The sequence below is a fragment of the Staphylococcus sp. IVB6181 genome (assembly GCF_025561445.1).
GTDB classification, from domain to species: domain Bacteria; phylum Bacillota; class Bacilli; order Staphylococcales; family Staphylococcaceae; genus Staphylococcus; species Staphylococcus simulans_B.
In genome coordinates this window covers 2,285,184-2,302,423 of the sequence record NZ_CP095096.1, presented here as the reverse complement: position 1 = coordinate 2,302,423, position 17,240 = coordinate 2,285,184, and the positions used below count along the sequence as shown (strand labels likewise).

The 17,240-nt window shown below is 37.9% G+C and carries 14 protein-coding genes; 13 read left to right on the top strand and 1 reads right to left on the bottom strand.

Features of this window, described 5'->3' with window-relative positions:
* Positions 1-81 precede the first annotated feature (81 nt).
* The gene (locus MUA90_RS11270; protein ID WP_262586934.1) at positions 82-1,401 is read right to left on the bottom strand and encodes an ISL3 family transposase; all 1,320 of its coding nucleotides are present in this window, start codon (positions 1,399-1,401) and stop codon (positions 82-84) included.
* 399 nt (positions 1,402-1,800) lie between these two features.
* On the opposite strand from MUA90_RS11270, the gene MUA90_RS11265 reads away from it, so the two are divergent.
* The 13 genes from MUA90_RS11265 to whiA all read left to right on the top strand — a co-directional run bounded on the left by MUA90_RS11265 (position 1,801) and on the right by whiA (position 17,209).
* Positions 1,801-2,769 carry a COG3942 and LysM peptidoglycan-binding domain-containing protein gene (locus MUA90_RS11265; protein ID WP_262586963.1) on the top strand — a complete coding sequence of 323 codons (969 nt, stop codon included), beginning with the start codon at positions 1,801-1,803 and terminating at the stop codon, positions 2,767-2,769.
* Positions 2,770-3,106: 337 nt separating this feature from the next.
* Entirely contained in the window at positions 3,107-3,748 is a 642-nt protein-coding gene (locus MUA90_RS11260) for a YfbR-like 5'-deoxynucleotidase (protein ID WP_105993566.1), read from the top strand.
* A gap of 7 nt (positions 3,749-3,755) precedes the next feature.
* The gene (locus tag MUA90_RS11255) at positions 3,756-3,998 is read left to right on the top strand and encodes a CsbA family protein (RefSeq protein ID WP_114603812.1); all 243 of its coding nucleotides are present in this window, start codon (positions 3,756-3,758) and stop codon (positions 3,996-3,998) included.
* Between the two features lie 322 nt (positions 3,999-4,320).
* On the top strand, positions 4,321-6,303 hold the full coding sequence (gene uvrB, locus MUA90_RS11250; protein ID WP_105993568.1) for an excinuclease ABC subunit UvrB: 1,983 nt from the start codon (positions 4,321-4,323) through the stop codon (positions 6,301-6,303).
* Between the two features lie 10 nt (positions 6,304-6,313).
* The gene (gene uvrA / locus MUA90_RS11245) at positions 6,314-9,160 is read left to right on the top strand and encodes an excinuclease ABC subunit UvrA (protein ID WP_262586960.1); all 2,847 of its coding nucleotides are present in this window, start codon (positions 6,314-6,316) and stop codon (positions 9,158-9,160) included.
* Positions 9,161-9,377: 217 nt separating this feature from the next.
* Positions 9,378-10,310, top strand: a complete 933-nt coding sequence (gene hprK / locus MUA90_RS11240) for an HPr(Ser) kinase/phosphatase (RefSeq protein ID WP_105993570.1) — start codon at positions 9,378-9,380, stop codon at positions 10,308-10,310.
* Positions 10,311-10,316: 6 nt separating this feature from the next.
* Positions 10,317-11,144, top strand: coding sequence for a prolipoprotein diacylglyceryl transferase (gene lgt / locus MUA90_RS11235; RefSeq protein WP_262586958.1), 828 nt, complete (start codon positions 10,317-10,319; stop codon positions 11,142-11,144).
* 12 nt (positions 11,145-11,156) lie between these two features.
* A complete protein-coding gene (locus MUA90_RS11230; RefSeq protein ID WP_262586956.1) occupies positions 11,157-11,639 on the top strand; it encodes an acyltransferase in 483 nt (160 codons plus the stop codon).
* Between the two features lie 20 nt (positions 11,640-11,659).
* Positions 11,660-13,099, top strand: coding sequence for a tetratricopeptide repeat protein (locus MUA90_RS11225; protein WP_262586954.1), 1,440 nt, complete (start codon positions 11,660-11,662; stop codon positions 13,097-13,099).
* 108 nt (positions 13,100-13,207) lie between these two features.
* Positions 13,208-14,170 carry a thioredoxin-disulfide reductase gene (trxB, locus tag MUA90_RS11220; RefSeq protein WP_262586952.1) on the top strand — a complete coding sequence of 321 codons (963 nt, stop codon included), beginning with the start codon at positions 13,208-13,210 and terminating at the stop codon, positions 14,168-14,170.
* A 167-nt stretch (positions 14,171-14,337) separates the two neighbouring features.
* The gene (gene rapZ, locus MUA90_RS11215; RefSeq protein ID WP_105993575.1) at positions 14,338-15,261 is read left to right on the top strand and encodes an RNase adapter RapZ; all 924 of its coding nucleotides are present in this window, start codon (positions 14,338-14,340) and stop codon (positions 15,259-15,261) included.
* Entirely contained in the window at positions 15,248-16,246 is a 999-nt protein-coding gene (gene yvcK, locus MUA90_RS11210; RefSeq protein ID WP_105993576.1) for a gluconeogenesis factor YvcK family protein, read from the top strand. The genes rapZ and yvcK overlap by 14 nt, the downstream gene beginning before the upstream one ends.
* 18 nt (positions 16,247-16,264) lie before the next feature.
* The gene (whiA, locus tag MUA90_RS11205; protein ID WP_105993577.1) at positions 16,265-17,209 is read left to right on the top strand and encodes a DNA-binding protein WhiA; all 945 of its coding nucleotides are present in this window, start codon (positions 16,265-16,267) and stop codon (positions 17,207-17,209) included.
* The last annotated feature ends 31 nt before the right edge of the window (positions 17,210-17,240 follow it).

Sequence of the window (17,240 nt, the reverse complement as noted above, 5' to 3'; positions counted from 1 at the left end):
TTTCTTTGGTTCTCCACCATTTGTGGTGGGTGAATAATTTAAAGAACTTAATTTTGATTGGAATTCTTCGAATTCTATCATTTAGACAACCATCCGATGTACGGGTCTGGTTGTCTTTTTCTTTTTGTTTTTAAATAAACTAAATACCAGCATTATACGGTTTCTTAAGTTATTAAAACTTCTGTATCCATATGAAATTCGCTTAATTAGCTTTATTTTATTGTTAATACCCTCGATTGCACCGTTATTTAATAAGGGATTGTAAATCGTATTTCGAAGTATTTCTTGATGCTTTCTAAAAAATGTTACTACTTTCCATATGTTTTTACTGATTGAGTTTTTATCAACGTCGTTCAAACGATTGATAAAATCTTTCCAATTACATAATTTTAAACTTTCGCGTAAATCATGTACTAGTTCGTATGAATTTTTTAACTTTTCATCTGTTTGAAGCATAAAATTCACTAGATCATAACCTTTTTTATAACATCTAAAGGAACCATCCCAAATACCATCCATCATGAAGAGTTTACGTTTGTCTGTTAAAAGAAGTCTCCATTTGTTCTTTAAAACAGGGTATTCCCTTCCTTCTTTGTCTTTATAACGATTCATTACTTCTCTGCGATAGAAGTTTAACTCTCTATTCATGTGCTGAACGATATGAAATCTATCAAAGATTATAGATGCATTAGGAAAGAGCTTTTTAAATAAGAATAAATAGGGTTCAAACATATCAATGGTAATTGTTTTAACTTTAAGTCTATTTTTTCGATCAAAGCGTTCAAAATAAGCTTTTAAATAACCCGAAGTTCTGTTTTCTAAGACATCTAGAAATTCATGTGTGTCATTGTTAATAAATATAAAACTCATTAAGCCAGTCACACTCTTTACACTTCTAAATTCATCCATTGCCAAATGTTCAGGTAGATTATCGAAAGGCTTGATAAGTAAAGTATTGACTGCTTTATTTCGAATACGACGTACTGTAGATGGAGAAACACAGTTGTCTTCTGCAGTATCTATTTCTGTTTTGACTTTCGTGGCTTCTTCAATTATTTTTTGATTCACATAATTAGAAATAAATCGTGTCTTATCTACGACATCAGTTTCAGCAGTAAAAGTTGTATTACACTCTAAACACTTAAAGCGCTGTTTGGCTAAGTTTAGATATGTATTATAGCCTTGAGTTTTAAGCAAGGTAATACGAGAAACTCGTTTACCATGCTTATGAATTTGTCCTTCATTTTTAATTCCGCAGCAAGGACAAGCCGAAGGCTTATACGTAAGTACAGCATTAACAACCGTAGACTTCTTTCCTTTTACTATTACATCAATATCTTGGCTAACAAATTTGATATTTTTATCTTTTATTCTTAGTATTTCTAATGTATCATTACACATAGGCGCACTTGTCTCCTTTAATTTGGGTTTGGTCACTTTAAATTATAGAGGCAATTGCGCTTTTTGTGTATCGAAAAAGGCGGGAAGTTTTACCTTCCCACCATAAAAGATGAAGAACCTTTTCTTTTGCTGCAACGAAAAAAGTATATCGCATAAAAATAATTTTAGATGTTTAATGCATAGATTAATATTACTGTTATGTGACATGAAAAGTTATTAAATAACCTATCGAGCATTGAAATGCCTATGATTTGCTTTAATTGACAGAAAGTTTGTCCAATTTAGAGTTTAAACGATAGTATAACGATTATATTACAAAATTATAACAATGCCCCCAGGGTAGGAAAGTTGTGCTATATTGAATGCATTACAAATTGACAGCAAAGGATGAAATAATAAATGAAGAAAGCTTTATTACTATCAGCATCATCACTAACTTTACTAACATCATTAAATGGTGTTGCATCTGCAGAACAAACACACGTAGTTAAAGAAGATGCTAAGTTAAGCGAAGTTGCAGCTTTGTTTGCCACTACTACAGACGAGATTAAAAATTTAAACCAATTAAACCAAGATGAAGTTAAAAAAGAGACTTCTCTAGTTTTACCTGACACAGACGTTGTAGAAGTCAAAGCTGGAGATACTTTAAAATCAATCGCAAAAGCACATAATATTACATTAGATACATTGTACAAATTAAACCCAGGTGTTTCTCACGTTATCTTACCTGGAGATATCTTAGCAGTTTCAGAAAAAGGCGCAACACATTTAGAAGCATTATATACTGGTAAAGCTGTACCAACTGAAGCACAAGCATCACAATCAAAACAAGATACAGCAGCTCCAAAAGCAGCTGCAAACTACGATGCACCGGCAAATACAACAGCAGCACCTGTAAACTATACATCAGATGCAGCTTACAACAGCTACAATACAAATTATACAAGCTATGAAGCACCAGCTTACAACGCTACTGAAACATACAGTGCGCCAGCAGCTTCATACAGCGCTCCATCATACCAAACAAGTGCACCATCTTACTATTCAGGTGCTAACTTATACACTGCAGGACAATGTACTTATTATGCATTCAGTCGTGCAGGCGGCAACATCGGATCAACTTGGGGTAATGCAAATAACTGGGCGAACGCAGCAGCAGCGGCAGGACGTACAGTTAACAATACACCAGCAGCTGGTTCAATCATGCAATCATCAGCAGGTGCTTACGGTCACGTAGCATACGTTGAAGGTGTTAACAGCGACGGTTCAGTTCGCGTATCTGAAATGAACTACGGTTACGGCCCAGGTGTTGTAACTTCACGTACAATTTCAGCAGGTCAAGCAGGCGGATATAACTACATCCACTAATAAATAATTGATATAGCGCACTGTTCTCTTTTGAGGACGGTGCTTTTTTTGTATCTTGTGCTATGTATAATTGAAATCGAAAAATTGCTTGAGAAAGGGTAATATTAATTTAAAGTCACCGTTGAAAATGGTAAAGTTAAATCAACTTTTAGTATTCAGGTTGTTCTTATATGAAATGCGGATGAATAAGAAATTTCTTTGACAAAGCATCAATATATTTTGAATAGAAAATAAAAAGTGTTTGAATGAACTTGAATGATATGTTTTCAAAGTGCTTGCGCAATGCGAAGACATGCGCGTATAATATTCGATTAAATAGATAAGGGGTGAGCTCAACGTGGGTGTACATCAATATTTTAAAAGACTGTCTGATTTAGAAAAGCTGATACGCTTGCCTGGTAAGTTTAAGTATTTTGAGCATAATGTAGCAGCACATTCATTTAAAGTGACTAAAATTGCACAATATTTAGGTACAGTAGAAGAACAGCACGGCAATACGATTGATTGGAAGAGTTTATATGAAAAGGCTTTAAATCATGACTTTGCGGAAGTATTTACAGGAGATATCAAAACCCCGGTTAAATATGCGAGCAGTGATTTAAAAAAGTTGTTTTCTCAAGTGGAAGAGGAAATGGTAGATAATTTTATCAGAGAAGAATTCCCAGAGGAATATCAAGATGTGTATAGAGAGCGTCTGCAAGAAGGCAAAGATGATTCATTAGAAGGTCAGATTTTAGCTGTCGCAGATAAAATAGATTTGCTTTATGAAACATTCGGAGAAATTCAAAAGCGTAATCCGGATTCGTTATTCTTCGAAATTTATGAAATGTCATTAGAAACAATTATGCAGTTTGATCATTTGGTCTCCGTACAAGACTTTATCGATAATGTGATACCAGAAATGCTGACAGAAAACTTTATTCCGCGTTCAGAATTGCGTGAGTTGACGATGTCAATTTTAAATAAAAGAGATGGGTGACTGACAAATGGTTCTCATTTGGTATCTTTGCGCCTCATTTTTCCCCTGTATCTTAGTGGTACTATTCAGTGTCGTTACTAAGAACAAATGGGTCGGTGCAATTGTAACGTTGATGTTAATCGGTGGTTCGATTTATAAAGGATTCTTTCACAGCGAGTGGATTATATTTATAGATGTCGTTTCATTGTTGGCAGGCTTTGTCATCGTGGATCAATTAAAACTGCATCAACATCATGAAGATGACCGTTAAATTGCAATACAGGTACTTGTCAAAGCAGAGACAAGTGCTTTTTTGTTTGGCAAAAAACTTCTATTTTACGAACAGATGTTTGTATTTCTTTGACATGATATGTTATAATACTAAGTGATGTAAATAGTTTGAAAACAAGTAATTAAGAGTATAAATAGAGTAAATAGAAAGATTATATAAAAATTGAGAAGTTGCGAATTAACAAGTTTAATTGCAATCTCAACATGAAGTGAACGGTTGGGACAATGGTGGAATGTCTCAGCCTATTTATATTTTAGAGACGCTACAGTATGCATCGTATAAAAAGGAGGATACCTGATATATGGAACATCATCCATTTAAAGTGGTTTCAGAGTTTACACCTCAAGGAGACCAGCCTGCCGCAATTGAAAAGATTTCTAAAGGAATTAAGGAAGGCAAACATCATCAAACTTTGCTCGGTGCAACAGGGACAGGTAAAACTTTCACAATGAGCAACGTAATTCAACAAGCCGGCAAGCCTACATTAGTACTTGCCCACAACAAGACTTTAGCAGGTCAGTTATATAACGAATTCAAAGCATTTTTCCCAGAAAACAGAGTAGAATATTTTGTCAGTTTCTATGATTATTATCAACCAGAAGCTTATGTACCCTCTACGGATACATTTATCGAAAAAGATGCGACAATTAACGATGAAATCGACCAATTACGCCACTCAGCTACAAGTTCATTATTCGAGCGCGATGATGTAATTGTAGTTGCCAGTGTCAGCAGTATCTTTGGTTTAGGGGATCCGTCTGAATACAGCAGTTTAGTTGTCAACGTGCGTCGAGGCATGGAAATGGACCGCAGCCAATTCTTGCGTGGATTAGTTGATATCCAATATACACGTAACGATATCGACTTCAAACGCGGCACATTCAGAGTACGCGGCGATGTGGTAGAAGTCTTCCCGGCGTCTCGTGATGAAATGTGTATTCGTGTCGAATTCTTCGGTGATGAAATCGATCGTATCAGCGAAGTGAACTATTTAACAGGAGAAGTACTGCGTGAAAGAGACCACTTCTCTATATATCCGGCATCCCACTTCGTAACGCGTGATGAAAAGTTAGAGTTAGCCATCCAACGTATTGAAAAGGAACTTGCAGACCGTCTGAAATATTTAAGAGAAAATAATAAATTGTTAGAAGCGCAAAGACTGGAACAACGTACCAACTATGATTTGGAAATGATGAGAGAGATGGGCTTTGTTTCAGGAATCGAGAACTATTCTGTGCATTTGAACTTAAGAGACTATGGTTCTACACCTTATACGTTGCTTGATTATTTCGGTGATGATTGGCTGATTATGATTGATGAATCACACGTGACTTTACCGCAAATCAGAGGGATGTATAACGGTGACAGAGCACGTAAACAAGTGCTGATCGATCACGGTTTCAGATTGCCGAGTGCTTTAGATAACAGACCTTTAACGTTTGAAGAGTTTGAAAAGAAAGCACATCAATTGGTTTACGTTTCAGCAACACCAGGTCCTTATGAATTAGAACATTCAGATGAAGTGGTTGAGCAGATTATTCGACCGACAGGATTGCTGGACCCTAAAATAGATGTCCGTCCGACGAAAAATCAAATTGATGATTTATTAAGCGAGATTCAAGATAGAATCGATAAAAACGAACGTGTACTCATTACGACATTAACGAAAAAAATGAGTGAAGATTTAACGACTTATATGAAAGAAGCAGGTATCAAAGTCAACTATCTGCATTCTGAAATCAAGACATTAGAACGTATCGAAATCATTCGCGACTTAAGAATGGGCACTTATGATGCGGTTGTCGGTATCAACTTATTAAGAGAAGGTATCGATATACCGGAAGTATCGTTAGTGGTGATACTTGATGCAGATAAAGAAGGTTTCTTGCGTTCAGAGCGTTCGTTAGTTCAAACTATTGGCCGTGCAGCACGTAACGAGCATGGGCAAGTGATTATGTACGCAGACAAAATTACAGATTCTATGAAATATGCGATGGATGAAACAGAACGCCGTCGCAAGATTCAACAAGCGTATAACGAAGAACATGGTATTACACCGAAAACAATCAAGAAGAAAATTCATGATGTTATCAGTGCTACTGTGGAAACAGAAGAAGAAAACGAACAAGAACAAAAAGTAGTACCTAAGAAATTAACGAAAAAAGAACGTGAAAAAACGATTGAAAATGTAGAAAAAGAAATGAAACAAGCAGCAAAAGCATTAGACTTTGAAAGAGCAACAGAATTACGAGACATGTTGTTTGAACTCAAAGCAGAAAGATGAGGTGACGCGGGTGAGTAAGAAAGATCCATCAATTGTTGTAAAAGGTGCACGTGAGAATAACTTAAAGAATGTGAATGTGGAACTGCCGAAAAATAAATTGATCGTCATGACAGGCTTATCAGGTTCTGGTAAGTCTTCCTTAGCATTCGATACTATCTATGCGGAAGGGCAAAGACGTTATGTAGAATCCTTAAGTGCTTATGCACGTCAATTCTTAGGACAAATGGATAAACCGGATGTAGATACGATTGAAGGTTTATCCCCAGCGATTTCAATCGACCAGAAGACAACAAGCAAAAACCCGAGATCGACTGTAGCGACAGTTACAGAGATTTATGACTATATTCGTTTGTTGTATGCACGTGTCGGTAAAGCATTTTGTCCGCATCACGGCATCGAAATCGAATCGCAAACTGTTCAGCAAATGGCAGACCGCATTTTAGAACTGGAAGAACGTACTAAAATCCAACTCATGGCACCGATTGTAAATCACCGCAAAGGGTCGCATGAAAAACTGCTTCAAGACATCAGTAAAAAAGGTTATGTGCGTGTCAGAGTAGACGGCGAAATCAGAGATATTAATGATGTGCCGGAATTAGACAAAAACAAAAATCACACAATTGAAGTTGTGGTGGATCGTCTTGTTGTTAAAGAAGGCATTGAAACACGTTTAGCAGATTCAATTGAGACGGCTTTAGAATTAGCAGAAGGCAATTTAACAGTCGATGTCATTGACGGCGAAGAAATGAAGTTCTCTGAAAATCATGCATGTCCGATTTGCGGGTTCAGTATCGGAGAACTTGAACCGCGTATGTTCAGTTTCAACAGTCCGTTCGGAGCTTGTCCGACATGTGACGGGCTGGGCCAAAAGCTGAAAGTGGATATTGATTTAGTGATTCCAGATCCAAATAAGTCATTAAGCGAAGGGGCGATTGTGCCTTGGGAACCGAAAAGCTCTGACTTCTATCCTACATTGTTAAAACGTGTAGCTGAAGTATATAAAATCAATATGGATAAACCGTTCAAAAAACTGACAGAACGTCAAAAAGATATTATTTTATATGGCTCTAAAGGTAAAGAAATTACATTTACTTTCGGACAGAAAAACGGAACGACACGTACAAGAACGATGGAATTCGAAGGTGTGATTCCGAATATCGAACGCCGTTATCATGAATCGCCATCAGAATATGTACGCGAAATGATGCAGAAATATATGACAGAACTGCCATGTGAAACGTGCCACGGCAAACGTTTAAGCCAAGAAGCACTATCTGTCTACGTATCAGGCTTGAATATCGGAGAAGTGGTTGAATACTCTATTAAAGAAGCACTCCATTTCTTTGAAAATATTGATTTATCCAGCCAAGACCGTAAAATCGCAGACTTGATTTTAAAAGAAATTATTTCAAGACTTTATTTCTTGAATAACGTAGGCTTGGATTATCTGACATTGAATCGTTCATCAGGTACGCTATCCGGCGGTGAAGCACAACGTATCCGTTTAGCTACACAAATCGGTTCGAGATTGTCTGGTGTATTGTATGTCTTGGATGAACCATCTATCGGGCTCCATCAGAGAGACAATGACCGCTTAATCAATACATTGAAAGAGATGCGTGATTTAGGCAATACACTGATTGTTGTAGAACATGATGATGATACGATGAGAGAAGCGGATTATCTTGTCGATGTAGGACCGGGTGCAGGCGAACACGGCGGTGAAATTGTAGCAGCGGGCACACCTAAACAAGTGATGCGTAATTCTAAATCACTGACAGGCCAATACCTCAGCGGCAAAAAACGTATTGAAGTCCCTGAATACCGCAGACCGGTTACAGACCGCAAATTAAAAGTACACGGGGCGCAAAGCAACAACTTGAAAAATGTAGATGTGGATTTCCCGCTATCAACTATGACAGTTGTGACTGGTGTGTCAGGTTCAGGTAAAAGTTCATTAGTAAACGAAGTGCTGTATAAAACACTAGCGCAAAAAATCAACCGTGCTAAAGCAAGACCCGGCAAGGTAGATGAAATTGAAGGTATCGATCAATTAGATAAAGTCATTGATATCGACCAATCTCCAATCGGACGTACACCGCGTTCCAACCCTGCGACTTATACAGGTGTCTTTGATGATATCCGCGATGTCTTTGCGTCAACGAACGAAGCGAAAATCAGAGGGTACCAAAAAGGACGTTTCAGCTTCAACGTTAAAGGCGGACGCTGCGAAGCTTGTAAAGGCGACGGTATTATTAAAATCGAAATGCACTTCTTGCCGGATGTTTATGTTCCTTGCGAAGTTTGCGGTGGTAATCGCTACAACCGTGAGACATTAGAAGTCACATACAAAGGTAAAAACATCGCAGAAGTATTGGATATGACTGCAGAAGAAGCGACACACTTCTTTGAAAATATCCCTAAAATCAAACGCAAACTACAAACACTTGTCGATGTGGGATTAGGTTATGTGCGTTTAGGCCAACCTGCGACAACATTATCCGGCGGTGAAGCACAGCGTGTAAAACTGGCTTCAGAGCTGCATAAACGTTCTACAGGACGCTCGATTTATATTTTAGACGAACCGACAACAGGCTTGCATGTGGACGATATCAATCGTCTCTTGAAAGTGTTGAATCGTATCGTAGATAACGGCGACACTGTTGTGATTATCGAACACAACTTAGATGTCATTAAAACTGCAGATTATCTGATAGATTTAGGACCTGAAGGCGGCGACGGCGGCGGTACGATTGTCGCAACAGGTACACCTGAAGAAATCGCAGCCTCTAAAGATTCTTATACCGGAAAATATTTGAAAACAGTATTAGAACGAGACACTCCTCAAAATGTATAAGCATGAAGTAAACGGTATTTTGCCTTAAATAAGGTAAAATGCCGTTTTTTTTACATATTTGAAGCGAAAAGCAGTGTTAAAATTTGATTTTTGAATCATCATGAGAAATGATAAAATAGGTAGGGAATTTAAGTAGTAATACCAATAACGTTTTCGCATTCTTTTTTGATATGATAGTAGTAAGCATAGAAAGAAGAATGACGATTGAGGTGAAAATATGTTAAGTGCTAGAGCTTTAGTAAACAGATTTAAATTGAATTTAGCAGCCGGAGAAGAAGGATTGGATCGACCAATCCATAATACAGATATTTCAAGACCAGGATTAGAAATGGCAGGATACTTTTCGCATTATGCATCAGATCGTATCCAGTTATTAGGGACAACAGAACTGTCATTTTATAATCTATTGCCTGATAAAGAAAGACATGGCAGATTACGCAAATTATGCCGCCCTGATACACCTGCAATTATTGTGACAAGAGGGATTGAGCCTCCTGAAGAGTTAGTCAATGCGGCGAAAGAACTCGGAACACCTTTACTTACATCTAAAGATGCGACAACAAGTTTAATGAGTCGATTAACTACATATTTAGAACATGAACTTGCTAAAACAACATCTTTGCATGGTGTATTAGTGGATGTGTATGGTGTCGGTGTTTTAATTACTGGTGATTCTGGTATCGGTAAAAGCGAAACAGCTTTAGAATTAGTCAAACGCGGTCACCGTTTAGTCGCAGATGATAACGTGGAAATCCGCGAAATCACTAAAGATGAACTTATCGGCAAACCGCCGAAATTGATTGAGCATTTATTAGAAATCAGAGGACTCGGTATTATCAACGTGATGACACTGTTCGGTGCAGGGTCTATCTTGACCGAAAAGAAAATCGGTTTGAATATCAACTTAGAAAACTGGGATAAAGATAAGTTATATGACCGTGTCGGTTTGAATGAAGAAACCTTGCGTATCTTGGATACTGAAATCACTAAGAAAACCATTCCGGTACGACCAGGAAGAAATGTGGCAGTTATTATTGAAGTCGCAGCAATGAACTACCGTTTGAATATTATGGGCATTAATACTGCTGAAGAGTTTAACGAACGATTAAATGCTGAAATACTAAGAAAAAACGAACATAAAGAGGAGTAAGCAATTATGTTTTTTAACTTTGGTTATATTGATCCGGTGGCTTTTAATCTAGGTCCTATCTCCGTGCGCTGGTATGGGATTATCATTGCATTCGGAATTTTATTAGGATACTTTATTGCACAAGCAACCGCGAAAAGAGTGGGCCTGCATAAAGACGCATTGATTGATATCATCTTTTGGAGTGCGATTTTCGGGTTCATAGCGGCGAGAATCTACTTTGTGATTTTCCAATGGCCGTATTACGCAGCACATCCCGCTGAAATACCGATGATTTGGCATGGGGGTATTGCGATTCACGGCGGCTTGATCGGCGGCTTCATTACAGGGATTATCGTATGTAAAATGAATAACCATAATCCATGGCAGATCGGCGATATCGTTGCACCGAGTATTATCTTAGCGCAAGGTATCGGACGCTGGGGCAACTTTATGAACCATGAAGCACATGGCGGTCCAGTGTCGCAATCATTTTTAGAAAGCCTGCATATTCCAAGATTCATCATTGATAACATGTACATTGACGGCAAATATTACCAGCCTACATTTTTATATGAATCGATCTGGGATGTGGTTGGTTTTGCGTTATTGCTGTTCTTGCGCAAACATTTGCGTATCGGAGAAACGTTCTTCTTATACTTGATCTGGTATTCTATCGGAAGATTCTTCGTGGAAGGCATGCGTACAGATAGTTTGATGTTAACGAGCAATATCAGAGTCGCACAAGTCATGTCGATTGTTTTGATTATTATCAGCGTAGTGATGATTATTTACCGCAGATATAAAAGCCCACAACCGAAATTCAAAGATGCCGGAAATCTTTCATGGCTGAAATAAAGAGGGGATTCAATGAGGCGTTATCAAAAAATAGAAGATAAAGCGACACATATCAATCCATTATGGAGAATGTATCATTTCATTAAATTCACAAAGCTGTTTAAACAAACATTGTTCATTGAATTAGCACGGTTCATGCCATCGTTGAGATTAAAACGATGGATTTACCGTGCTTGTTTAGGCATGCAAGTCGGCAAACATACAGCTTTTGCGTATAAAGTGATGCCGGATGTGATTTATCCGCATTTGATTCGTATTGGAGATAATTGTGTGATAGGGTATAATACAACAATATTGACACACGAATTTTTAGTGACAGAATGGCGTGTAGGAAAAGTGAATATCGGCAACCACACATTAGTAGGGGCCAATGTGACAATTTTGCCTGGCGTAACAATCGGAGATCATGTGCGTATCGGTGCAGGTACAGTCGTAAACAAAGATGTACCTGATGGTGCACTTGCCTACGGCAATCCGATGCAGATTAGAAAATAATGAGAAAGGAGGGGCAATCCATGGTACAAGAACCGCATAAAAACGTAATACCTATGACGCAAGATGCGTCTTTCTTCAAGAAGCTGGCTGACTCTAAATTAAAACACCGCGATTACCATAAAGCTGCAGAACATTATAGAAAAGTCCTTGAATTGTCACCTTCTGACTTTGAAGCACTGAAAGACTATACAACAGCACTGACTGAAATAGGCCAAGGCAAACAAGTCATTGATCATTATTTTGATTTTATTGCGAAAGATGCACATACTGCGGATGCTTTCTACCAATTAAGCCAGCTGTTCATTCAATTAAATGACCCGAACAAAGCATTTTGTTTCGGTATCAATTACGTTATTATTTCAAATGATGAAGCGTATCGAAAAGAATTAGAAGAAATGTTTGAAGTCGTGTATGATGACTTGGACAAACTTGAACAAGAAAGCAAAGTCTTTGCGGTACAGCTCATCTTCCAACACCTCTTTGCGAGAGGCAGATTAGAAGATGCCCGCGACTACATTACGAACCAAGATATGGATGTGCAGACACATCACGGTACGCGTAATTTATTAGCGATGATTTATTTATATCTCGACAATTATGATTCTGCGAGAGAGATGCTGAAACAATTGCTGAAAGAAAATCAGGCAGACGTGCATGCTTTATGCCACTATACATTGCTTTTATATAATACGAAGGATGAGGCTTATCCGACATATTTAGAGTCTTTATCAAAAGTCGTACCGATGAATGATGATGAAAGTTTCAAACTGGGTATTGTGCTGAGCTATTTGAAGAAGTATCAAGCTTCGAAAAAGCTGCTTTATCCGCTGTATCGAAAAGGAAAGTTTATTTCGCTGCAGCTGTTTCATGCGCTCAGCTATAATTTTTATTTCCTGGGAAATCAAGAACGAAGTCATGAGTTTTGGAAGAAACTGGAAGATATTACACAAGGCAATCCAGGTTATCCGCCGTGGCTGATGTCTGAAAAGAACGGTTACTTCAAAACGAATATCTTGCCATTGCTGATGAGTGAAGATAACCATGAAAGACTGTATGGTATTTTCTTATTAGATCAAGTAAATGAGAAAGAACTGCTCATTACTGAAGAAATCTGGTCTGTACTGGAAGGTATGGGAGAGTATGAAAAGCTCTATCTTACGTATTTGATTAAAGATTTGAAGTTGATAAAATTAGGCTTTATTCACCGAGGCATGTTAGCCTTGTATGAGAATGAAGAATTAAAGTTTTTAAAACCTTTATTTTTAAATTGGATCGATCGCGCTGAAGGGATTATCGAACATGGTTATGATTTAGACCATGTGGAAGGATATACTGCAGCGCTTGTGTATTTATACTTCAAATCTTTAGAGCGCCCTTATACCAAAAAGCAAGTTGCAGAATGGTTCGGGGTAACGCTTTATCGTTTGAATAAATCGATTAACATTCTTCTAGAAGTTTAAATAATGTGCAAGTGAAATTAGTATATTTTACAATTTGAGCATAAAAGTATATTTCAAGGACACAGTATAATATAATAACTGTTGATTAAAGACTAGGAGGCTATAAGAATGGCGAAACAACAAGCTGAATATGATGTTGTAATTATCGGCGCAGGTCCAGCAGGAATGACTGCAGCTGTATATGCTTCTCGTGCGAACTTAAAAACTGTAATGATTGAACGCGGTTTACCCGGCGGACAAATGGCGAATACAGAAGATGTAGAAAACTTCCCAGGATTCGAATCGATTTCTGGTCCGGATTTATCTACAAAAATGTTTGATCATGCGCAAAAATTCGGTGCAGTATATCAATATGGTGATATTAAATTCATCGAAGATAAAGGCGATATCAAAGAAGTCTTTTACGGCGATAAATCAGTAACAGCCTACGCAGTAATTATTGCGACAGGTGCAGAATACAAGAAAATCGGTGTGCCTGGCGAAGAAGAACTCGGCGGTCGCGGTGTAAGTTACTGTGCAGTTTGTGACGGCGCGTTCTTTAAAGGCAAAAACTTATTCGTAATCGGCGGCGGAGACTCTGCAGTAGAAGAAGGTACATTCTTGACTAAATTCGCAGACAGCGTAACAGTGGTTCACCGCAGAGACCAATTACGTGCACAAAAAATCTTGCAAGATCGTGCATTCAAAAACGAAAAAATGCACTTCATTTGGGATCACACATTAGCATCTATTAATGAAAAAGACGGCAAAGTCGGTTCAGTAACTTTACAATCTACTAAAGACGGTAAAGAAGAAACATTAGATGCGGATGGTGTATTCGTATATATCGGTATGAAACCTTTAACAGCACCTATCGTTGATTTAGGCATTACTAACGACGCAGGCTACATCGTGACAAACGATGAAATGGAAACTAAAGTGCCGGGTGTCTTTGCGGCAGGCGATGTGCGCGAAAAAGGTTTAAGACAAATCGTTACAGCAACTGGCGACGGAAGTATTGCGGCTCAAAATGCGCAATCTTATATTGAAGGCATTAAAGATAAATTAGAAGCTGAAACAGAAGAAGCATAAGTAAAACACAAACAAGGTTTGAGTAGTGTATGCAGCGTTTAGTTGCATGCACATATTCAAACCTTTTTTCATAATATACGGTATTAATGTCCAACATAGAAATGAATATGATACTATTGTTATGATAAGGATATTATGAGCGAATTTAAATACAGGATGGTGTCGTCATGCAACATGAAGAAAATGAAGTCGTAAATAAGAGTGAATTATTAGTGGTTACGGGTATGTCAGGAGCGGGTAAGTCTGTAGTACTGCAAAGTTTAGAAGATTTAGGGTATTTTTGTGTAGACAATTTACCTCCGATTTTACTGCCGAAATTTGTTGAATTGATGGAACAAGGAACACCATCATTGCAAAAAGTCGCAATCGCAATTGATTTACGCGGACGCGAATTTTTCAAATCCTTAGTAAAAGAAGTAGATTTATTGCGCAGCAAGAATAAAATTATTGTTGACGTTATGTTTGTAGAAGCCAGCGAATCTAAATTGATTTCAAGATATAAAGAAACACGCCGTGCGCATCCATTAAGCGACAACGGTCAGAATTCATTGATTGACTCTATCAGAGAAGAACGTCAATCATTGTCTGAAATTCGCAGTTTCGCAAACTTTGTCATAGATACTACAGAATTAAAACCAAAAGAATTACGTGCAAAAATAAATAAACTCTTTAACAGAGATGATATCGAAACATTTAGTATCAGTGTTACAAGCTTCGGCTTTAAACATGGTATTCAACAAGATGCGGACTTAGTTTTTGATGTGCGCTTCTTACCGAATCCTTTCTATGTGAAATCACTGCGTCCGTTAACAGGAAACGACGATCCAGTGTATCAATATGTGATGAAATGGCAAGAGACTGCTATTTTCTATGATAAATTATTAGACTTATTGAAATTTATGATTCCAGGTTATAAGAAAGAAGGTAAGACGCAGTTAGTTATCGCTATCGGTTGTACCGGAGGACAGCATCGTTCTGTAGCTTTAGCAAAAAGATTGGCTGAAGACTTGAACGACAGTTACGACTATAATGTTTACGTTCATCATAGAGATGCACATATCGAAAGTGGCGAGAAAAATGAAAAAGCTTAAAATCGTATTAATCGGGGGAGGCACAGGTTTATCTGTCCTTGCTCGTGGTTTAAAAGATTTTCCGATAGATATCACTGCAATCGTGACTGTTGCGGATGATGGCGGAAGTACAGGAAAAATCAGAAGTGAAATGGATATCCCGGCACCCGGCGATATCCGAAATGTTATCGCAGCATTAAGCGATACGGAACCGACGTTGAAGGAGCTGTTCCAGTATCGTTTTAAAGAGAATCAAGTAGAAGGCCATTCTGTCGGTAATCTGCTGATCGCAGCGTTGACGAACATTATGGATGACTTTGGTCATGCAGTGAAAGAACTGAGTAAAATTTTAAATATCAAGGGCCGTGTGATTCCTTCAACCAATTCCAGTATTCGTTTGAATGCGGAAATGGATGATGGCGAAATTGTTTATGGCGAATCTAATATACCAAAACGCGAAAAACCGATTAAAAGGGTCTTTATCGAACCAGCAGATGTGCAGCCTATGGAAGAAGCGGTAGAAGCGTTAGAAGAGGCGGATTTAATAGTCTTAGGACCTGGTTCGCTTTATACTAGTGTGCTTTCAAACTTGTGTGTCCCAGGTATCGGTCAAGCGATTGTAGAAAGCTTGGCGCCTAAAGTCTATGTGTCTAATGTGATGACGCAGCATGGGGAAACAGATCATTTTGATGTGATGGATCATGTAAATGCCATTCACAGACATATGGATACCAAGTTTATTGATTATGTGATTTGCTGTATCAATCATGATTACAGCAAGGAAATTTTAGAGAACTATCGTAAAGAGCATGCAGAGCCGGTAAAGTATCATAAAGAAGAGATAGAAGCGGCTGGTATTGTACCGTTAACGGCAGATGACCTTGTGCATATCTCAGATAAGAATCGAGTCCGTCATAATACGACACGTTTATCACGTATGATTTATGAACTTGCACTTGATTTAACAAGTACAATCCAATTTAATCCAAAACAAAGAAAAAAATAACGAAAGGAATGGCACGGCATGAGCTTTGCATCAGACATGAAAAATGAATTGACAAGAATAGATGTCGATGATAAAAATGCGCGCGCTGAATTAAGTGCATTGATACGGATGAATGGTGCGCTCAGTTTGTCGAACCAGCAATTTGTCATCAATGTGCAAACTGAAAATGCGACAACAGCCAGACGTATCTACTCTTTGATTAAGAAAGTATTTAATATTGAAGTAGAGATTCTTGTTAGAAAGAAAATGAAATTGAAGAAAAATAATATCTATATTTGCAGAACGAAAGTGAAATCTCGCGAAATTCTGCATGAATTAGGTATTTTAAAAGATGGCGTATTTACGCATGCGATAGATTTGGACATGATACGTGATGATGAAATGAAACGCAGTTATTTAAGAGGTGCTTTTTTAGCAGGCGGCTCTGTTAATAATCCGGAAACGTCATCTTATCATTTAGAGATATTTTCGCTGTATGAGAGTCATTCAGAAGGCTTAACAGCGTTGATGAATGAGTATGAATTGAATGCAAAGCATCTTGAACGTAAAAAAGGCAATATCGTTTATTTGAAGGAAGCGGAAAAGATTTCTGATTTCCTAAGTTTAATCGGCGGTTATCAAGCGATGCTGAAGTTTGAGGATGTGCGTATTGTCAGAGATATGCGTAATTCAGTGAACCGTTTAGTGAATTGCGAAACAGCTAACCTGAACAAAACGGTCAGTGCCGCAATGAAACAAGTGGAAAGTATTCAATTGATTGATCAAGAAATTGGTATTGAGAATCTGCCTGATCGCTTAAGAGAAATTGCGAAGCTGCGTGTAGAGAATCAAGATGTATCTTTAAAAGAGTTAGGTGAAATGGTGTCGACAGGTACTATTTCAAAATCAGGTGTGAATCATCGTTTGCGTAAATTAAATGAATTAGCAGATAAAATCAGAAGCGGCGAACATATTGAAATGTAAACCATAAAAAGAAGACTGCACTTCCTTGAAA

What these genes read in the sequence shown, in the direction of transcription:
- MUA90_RS11270 (WP_262586934.1), bottom strand. Translation starts at nt 1,401, where the DNA reads ATGTGTAATGATACATTAGAAATACTAAGAATAAAAGATAAAAATATC.
- MUA90_RS11265 (WP_262586963.1), top strand. Translation starts at nt 1,801, where the DNA reads ATGAAGAAAGCTTTATTACTATCAGCATCATCACTAACTTTACTAACA.
- MUA90_RS11255 (WP_114603812.1), top strand. Translation starts at nt 3,756, where the DNA reads ATGGTTCTCATTTGGTATCTTTGCGCCTCATTTTTCCCCTGTATCTTA.
- uvrB (WP_105993568.1), top strand. Translation starts at nt 4,321, where the DNA reads ATGGAACATCATCCATTTAAAGTGGTTTCAGAGTTTACACCTCAAGGA.
- hprK (WP_105993570.1), top strand. Translation starts at nt 9,378, where the DNA reads ATGTTAAGTGCTAGAGCTTTAGTAAACAGATTTAAATTGAATTTAGCA.
- lgt (WP_262586958.1), top strand. Translation starts at nt 10,317, where the DNA reads ATGTTTTTTAACTTTGGTTATATTGATCCGGTGGCTTTTAATCTAGGT.
- MUA90_RS11230 (WP_262586956.1), top strand. Translation starts at nt 11,157, where the DNA reads ATGAGGCGTTATCAAAAAATAGAAGATAAAGCGACACATATCAATCCA.
- MUA90_RS11225 (WP_262586954.1), top strand. Translation starts at nt 11,660, where the DNA reads ATGGTACAAGAACCGCATAAAAACGTAATACCTATGACGCAAGATGCG.
- trxB (WP_262586952.1), top strand. Translation starts at nt 13,208, where the DNA reads ATGGCGAAACAACAAGCTGAATATGATGTTGTAATTATCGGCGCAGGT.
- rapZ (WP_105993575.1), top strand. Translation starts at nt 14,338, where the DNA reads ATGCAACATGAAGAAAATGAAGTCGTAAATAAGAGTGAATTATTAGTG.
- yvcK (WP_105993576.1), top strand. Translation starts at nt 15,248, where the DNA reads ATGAAAAAGCTTAAAATCGTATTAATCGGGGGAGGCACAGGTTTATCT.
- whiA (WP_105993577.1), top strand. Translation starts at nt 16,265, where the DNA reads ATGAGCTTTGCATCAGACATGAAAAATGAATTGACAAGAATAGATGTC.